At 77.1% G+C, this 6,150-nt stretch carries 2 protein-coding genes; both read right to left on the bottom strand.

All coding sequences use genetic code 11. The annotated features are described in order from the left end of the window. On the bottom strand, nt 1-2,658 hold a 2,658-nt coding region (locus tag ADY59_RS46120; protein WP_049577341.1), incomplete at its 3' end, for a type I polyketide synthase. Further along, a partial coding sequence (locus tag ADY59_RS46115) for an SDR family NAD(P)-dependent oxidoreductase (RefSeq protein ID WP_049577339.1) occupies nt 2,655-6,150 on the bottom strand: 3,496 nt, incomplete at its 5' end. The genes ADY59_RS46115 and ADY59_RS46120, both read right to left, overlap by 4 nt.

Raw genomic sequence — 6,150 nt, 5'->3', positions numbered from 1 at the left:
GGGCCGGTCCTGGCGGTAGCCGGCCCAGTCGAGGGGGACGCCGGCCAGCCAGAGCCGCCCGGCCGCCTCGGCGAGGACGGCCTGGGCGGGGCGGGGGTCGGCGGCGCCGGGCAGGGTGGCCACGACGAGCGGCCACCGGTCCGGCGGGCAGTCGGCGTGGCCGCGCGCCATGGCGCCCAGCGACTGGCCGGGCCCGATCTCCAGGAGCGCGGGCTCGCCCTCCTGCCGCAGGAGGGTGCGCAGCATGTCGTGGAAGCGGACGGGCTCGCACATGTGCCGGGCCCAGTAGCCGGGGTCGGTGACCTGCTCGGCGGTGGCGAGCTCGCCCGTGACGTTGGACACGTACGGGATCTGGGGCGCGTGCAGGGTCACGTTGGCGGCGATCCACGCCGTGAGCCGGTCGCGCAGCGGCTCCATCATCGCCGAGTGGAAGGCGTGGGTGGTGGCGAGCGGCCGGCACGGCACCGCGTCGGCCTCCAGGAGCGCGCGGACGGCGGCGACGGCCTGCGGTTCGCCGGACAGGACGGTGAGCTCGGGGCCGTTGACGGCGCCGACGCCGACGCCGGTGATGCCGGCGCGGCCGATGCGCGCCAGGACGTCGTCCGCGGCCAGCGGCACGGCGGCCATGGCGCCTTCGGGCAGCTCGCCGATGAGGCGGGCGCGGTGGGCGACGAGGGCGAGCGCCCCTTCCAGGGTGAGGACGCCGGCCAGGCAGGCGGCCACGTACTCGCCGAGGCTGTAGCCGGCCAGCGCCGACGGCTGGACGCCCCACGACTGGACGAGCCGGGCGAGCGCGTACTCGACGGCGAACAGGGCCGGCTGGAGCACCTCGGTGGGGGTGGCGGCGGCCTCGGGCGTGCGGCCGAGCAGCGCGCCGAGCCCGCCGTCGGCGGGAGTCCCGGCGGGGCGGGGGGTGAGCAGGCCGGTGAGCGGGTCGGTGCCGTCCATCAGGCGGCGCAGCCGGGCGCGGCAGTCGTCGAGCACCTCGCGGAAGACGGGCTCGCTCGCGTACAGGTCGGCGGCCATGCCCGGGTACTGCTCGCCGGTGCCCGCGACGAGGAAGGCGACGGGCCGGTCGGCGCGGTTCTCGGCGCGGCCGAGCGCGGCCCCGCCGGCCAGCGCCTCGGCGGCCCCGGCGGCGGAGGAGGCGACGAGCATCCTGCGGTGGCCGAACTGCTGCCGCCCGGCCTGGAGGGTGTGGGCCACGTCGGCGAGCCGGAGTTCCTGCCCGCCGCCGGCGAGGTGGGCGGCGAGCCGGGCGGTCATCTCGTCGGCGGCAGCGGCGGTGCGCGCGGACCAGATCAGCGGTTCGGGGCGCGGCGCCTCCTCGGTCCTGGGGACGAGCGGCGCCTCCTCCAGCACCACGTGGGCGTTGGTCCCGCCGATGCCGAACGCGCTCACCCCGGCCCGGCGGATGCGACCGGCCTCGCGCGGCCAGCTGCGCAGCCGGGTGACGACGTCGAGCTGGGCCTCGCCGGTGCCGAGCTGCGGGTTCGGCTCCGACAGGTGGAGGGTGGGCGGGATCTCGTCGTGGCGCAGGGCGAGCGCCGCCTTGATCAGGTTGGTGACGCCGGCGGCCCGGTCCAGGTGGCCGACGTTGGGCTTGACGGAGCCGATCAGCAGCGACTGGCCGCCGTACACCTGCTGGAGCGCGGCCAGCTCGGCGGCGTCGCCGAGCGCGGTGCCGGTGCCGTGCGCCTCGATGTAGTCGATGTCGGCCGGGGCGAGATCGGCGGCGGCCAGGGCCTCGGCCATGACGGCGGCCTGCCCCTGGACGCCGGGGGCGGTGAAGCCGACCTTGCGCCCGCCGTCGTTGTTGACCGCCCAGCCCCGGATGACGGCGTAGATCTGGTCGCCGTCGGCGAGCGCGTCCTCCAGCCGGCGCAGCGCGACGACGCCGACGCCGCTGCCGAGCGGGGCGCCGAGGCCGCGCGCGTCGAAGGCGCGGCACAGGCCGTCGGGCGGCGCGATGCCGCCCTGCTGGTAGAGGTAGCCGACCCGGTGGGGCACGTTGACGGCGACGCCGCCGGCCAGCGCCAGGTCGCACTCGAAGCCGGCCAGGCTGGAGGCGCCGGCGCACACGGCGACGAGCGAGGTGGAGCAGTAGCTCTGCACGCCGTAGCTCGGGCCGGTGAGGCCGAGCGTGTGCGCCACCCGGGTGGTGAGGGAGTCCTTGTCGTTGGCCAGGCCGACGGCCAGCTCCCCCATGACGGCGGTGATGCCGCTGGGCAGCAGGTTGTTCTGCATGTAGGAGCTGTGGGCGCAGCCGCCGAACACGCCGATGGCGCCGTCGAACCGCTGGGGGTCGCAGCCCGCGTCCTCCAGCGCCGACCAGCTGTGCTCCAGGAACAGCCGGTGCTGCGGGTCGAGGATCTGCGCCTCCTTGGGGCTGACGCCGAAGAACGCCGCGTCGAACTCCTCGACGCCGTCGATGACGGGCGCCGCCTTCACGTACGCGGGATCGTCCAGGAGGTCGGCGGGGACGCCGGCGGCGCGCAGTTCGTCGTCGGTGAGCCGGGTGATCCCCGAGTCCCCGGCGCGGATGGCGGACCAGAGCTCGGCGACGCCGGGCGCCCCGGGAAATCGGCCGGACATGCCGACGATCGCGATGTCGGTGCCGGCGCCTTCGATGTCGTCGATCACGTCTTGGGTCCTCATTTCCGGTTGCTGGAACGGGCCCGGCGCCGCCGCTGCCCCCGTGCGGAACTGGTGGAGATGGCCTCCTGCGCGCCCTGGTCGCCGCCGTCCAGTGCGGCGGTGAACGCGGCCACGGTCGGGTGCTCGTACAGCACCGCGGGCGCGATGGGGCGGCCGAGGTCCTTCTCGATGGCGAGCACCATGGCCATGCCGGTCAGGGAGTTGCCGCCGAGGTCGAAGAACGGGTCGTGCACGCCGACGCCGTCGATGCCGAGGTAGGCGCCCCACAGGTCGGCCATCCTGGCCTCGGCCTCGGTCCTGGGCTGCGCGTAGTCGGTGCGGAGCCGGGGTCGGGGGAAGCGTTCGCCCTGGGGTGCGGCCGTGGCGAGCAGGCCGTCCAGGTCGAGCATGCTCGACCAGGCGTCCAGCACCTCGCGCAGCGGCTGCCTGACGGCCATGACGCTGCCGTGGCCGCCGGCCACGATCCGGTCGAGGAGCGCGCATCCGGCGTCGTCGGCGAACCCGTACCGGGCGCGGTAGGCGGCGACGCGGTCGGCGAGGCCGCCCGCGCTCTTGAGGTTCTCCGACTGCCAGACGTCGTGCTGCCAGGGGCCCCAGGCGACGGTGACGACGCGGGTCGTGGGCGCGGCGGCGGCCAGGGCCTGGCCGTAGGCGTCGAGCAGGGTGTTGGCGGCGCAGTAGTCGCCTTCGCCGATGCCGCCGAACGCGGTGACGGCCGAGGAGTAGAGGACGAGCAGCTCGGGCCGGTCCTCCTCCGGGGTTTCCGGGCCGACGAGTTCGGCGAGCGGGCCCATCGCGTGCACCTTGGGGGCGAGCACCTGGGCCGCCTCGGCGGTGGTGCGCCGCTGCAGGAGCCCACCGGCGGGCAGACCGGCGGCGTGGATGACGCCGTGCAGGCCGCCGAAGTGCTCGCGGGCCCGCCGCAGGGCGGCGCGCAGCTCGCCGGGTACGCCCGCGTCGGCGGTCAGCGGCAGCACCTCGGCGCCCTGGGCCGTCAGGCTCGCGATGTCGGCGTCGCCGTCGGGGAGCGGGGTGCGGGCGAGGAGGGCCAGGCGGCGGACGCCCGCCCGGACGAGATGGCGGGCCAGGGCCATGCCGAGGCCGCGGGTGCCGCCGGTGATGAGGTAGGCGCCGTCGGCCCGCCACACGGGCTGCCCGGGCTGCCCCGGGTGCCCCGGCTGCTCTGACTGCGGCGCCTCGGTTCCGGCGGGGATCGGGGTCCAGCCTCGGATCCAGCGGCAGCCCCGGCGCCAGCCGGTGAGCGGGTCGGCCGACTCGGGTGTGTCGCCCGCGCCGGGCTCGATGAGCAACTCGGCCGCGAGCTGACGCGCGACCCCGGTGGGAGCGGTTTCAGCGGCGCGGTTCGCGGCGGTGAGCGGCGTGTCGGGGTCGAGGTCGACGCCGCTCCAGGTGAGGTTCGGGTATTCGTGGCGGACGGCGCGGCCGAGCCCGTGGGACAGCGCCTGGTGGGGCGCGGTGGCGTCGCCGCCGAGGATGTCGGCCGCGCCCCGGGTGACGGTGAGGAGCCGGGCGGGCCGCTCCCCCAGCGCCTGTACGGCCAGCATCAGGCTGTCGAAGCCGTGCCCGACGGCGGCGCGCAGGTCGTCGTCACCCGTCACGGCGGGGGTGGCCAGGCTCCACAGGTGGGCCACGTGCACGGGCCCGTCGCCGAGCCCGCTGAACACGTCCGCGTACTGGCCGGGGGCCGCCGGGTCGATGGTGAGGCGGCGGCCGTCGCGGTGCGGCCCCGCGCCGGGGACGACCTCGACGACGTGGGTGCCGGACGCGGCGGCGAGGTCGGCGAGCGCGCCGCCGGCGCCCTCCGGGTCGGCGAAGACGACGAGCGGGCCGGGCAGCGGAAGCCCGGCGGGCAGACCGGCGGGCAGCGGGGCGGCGGCCGGGTCGCGCCGCCAGGCGGGGACGAACAGGTGGTCGGCCGGGTCGGCGGCCGACCGGCCCGCGGGGGCGTGGCCGGTTCCCGCAGGAGCTTGCCCGGCGGTGACGCCCGTGGGGGCAGGCACGGGCGCTCCGGCCGGGGTGGGCTCGGGCCAGAAGTGGGTGCGCTGGAAGGGGTAGGTGGGCAGGTCGAGGACGTGGCCGCGGCCCGGCCTGGCGACGTCCCAGTCGACCGGGGCGCCGAGCTCCCACAGCGTGGCGCAGGTGGCGATGAGGTCGTCGTGCGGTTCGCCGCCGGTGTTCCAGTGGGGGGCGAGCGTGCCGAGGACGGCGGTCCGGCCGCCGGTCAGGTTCTGCCGGACGAGCCCGCCGAGCGTCTGCCCGGCGCCGAGCTCGACGAACGCGGACACGTCCGCCTCCAGGCAGTGCCGTACGCCGTCGGCGAAGCGGACGGTGCTGACGAGCTGGTCGGCCCAGTAGGAGGTGCTGGTGGCCTCGTCGGCGGTGAGCGGCCGGCCGGTGAGGTTGGAGACGATGCCGATGGCGGGCGGGCGCCGGGTCACGCCGTCCAGCACGGCGGCGAGCTTCTCGCGGGCGGGCTGCAGCAGCGTGGAGTGGAAGGCGTGCGCGGAGCGCAGCGGGCGGCAGGCCAGGCCGGTGGCGGCGAGCGCGCCGGTCGCGGCCTCGATCTCGGCGGGCAGGCCGCTGAGCACGGTCATGGCGGGCCCGTTGCGGGCGGCGACGTCCACCTCGGCGCCCGTGCCGGCGAGCACGTCCAGGACGCGGTCCTCGGGGGCGGCGACCGCCACCATGCGGCCGGCGGGCACCGCGCTGATCAGGTGGGCGCGTTCGACGACCACGTGCAGGGCGTCCTCCAGGGTGAACACCCCGGCCAGGCAGGCGGCGACGTACTCGCCGAGGCTGTAGCCGACGAGCAGGTCGGGCGTGACGCCCCAGTGGCCGAGGAGGCGGGCGAGCGCGTACTCGACGGTGAACAGGAACGGGTGGGCGATCGCGGCCTGGTCGAGCGGGTCGTGGGCGTCGCGGGTCTGGCCCGTCCTGCCGAGCAGGGCGGCCAGGTCGCCGCCGCGGCCGGGGGTGTCGCCCTCGGGGAAGAACAGGGGGCGCAGGTCCACGCCGGAGCGCCGCCGCACGAGCTCGACGCACTGGTCGACGGTCTCGGCGTAGACGGGTTCGGTGGCGTACAGCTCCCTGCCGAGGCCCGCGTACTGGTCGCCGACGCCGGGCAGCAGGAACGCGACGCGCGGGCGGCGCTTGACGCGGTGGCCGTCGCCGGCGGACCGCAGCCGTCCCACCGCCTCGGCGGCGTCGGCGCAGATCAGGGCCCGGCGGTGGTCCAGCTCGGCGCGGCCGGTCTGGAGGGTGTGCGCGACGTCCGCGAGCCTGGTGCCGGGCCGCTCCTCCAGCCAGCGGGCCAGGCGGTCCGCCTGCTCCCGCAGCGCTGCCTCGCTCCCCGCCGACAACGGCAGCACGTACGGCGCCCCGGCGTCCCCGGCGTCGGCCGTCTCCGTGCCGGCCGTCTCCGTGCCGGCGCCCCCCGCAGGGGCCGGACGCGGGGTGGGCAGGGCGGTGGCG

The sequence above is a fragment of the Nonomuraea sp. SBT364 genome (assembly GCF_001083785.1).
In the GTDB taxonomy this organism is placed as follows: domain Bacteria; phylum Actinomycetota; class Actinomycetes; order Streptosporangiales; family Streptosporangiaceae; genus Nonomuraea.
This window is presented reverse-complemented; position numbering and strand designations above follow the sequence as displayed.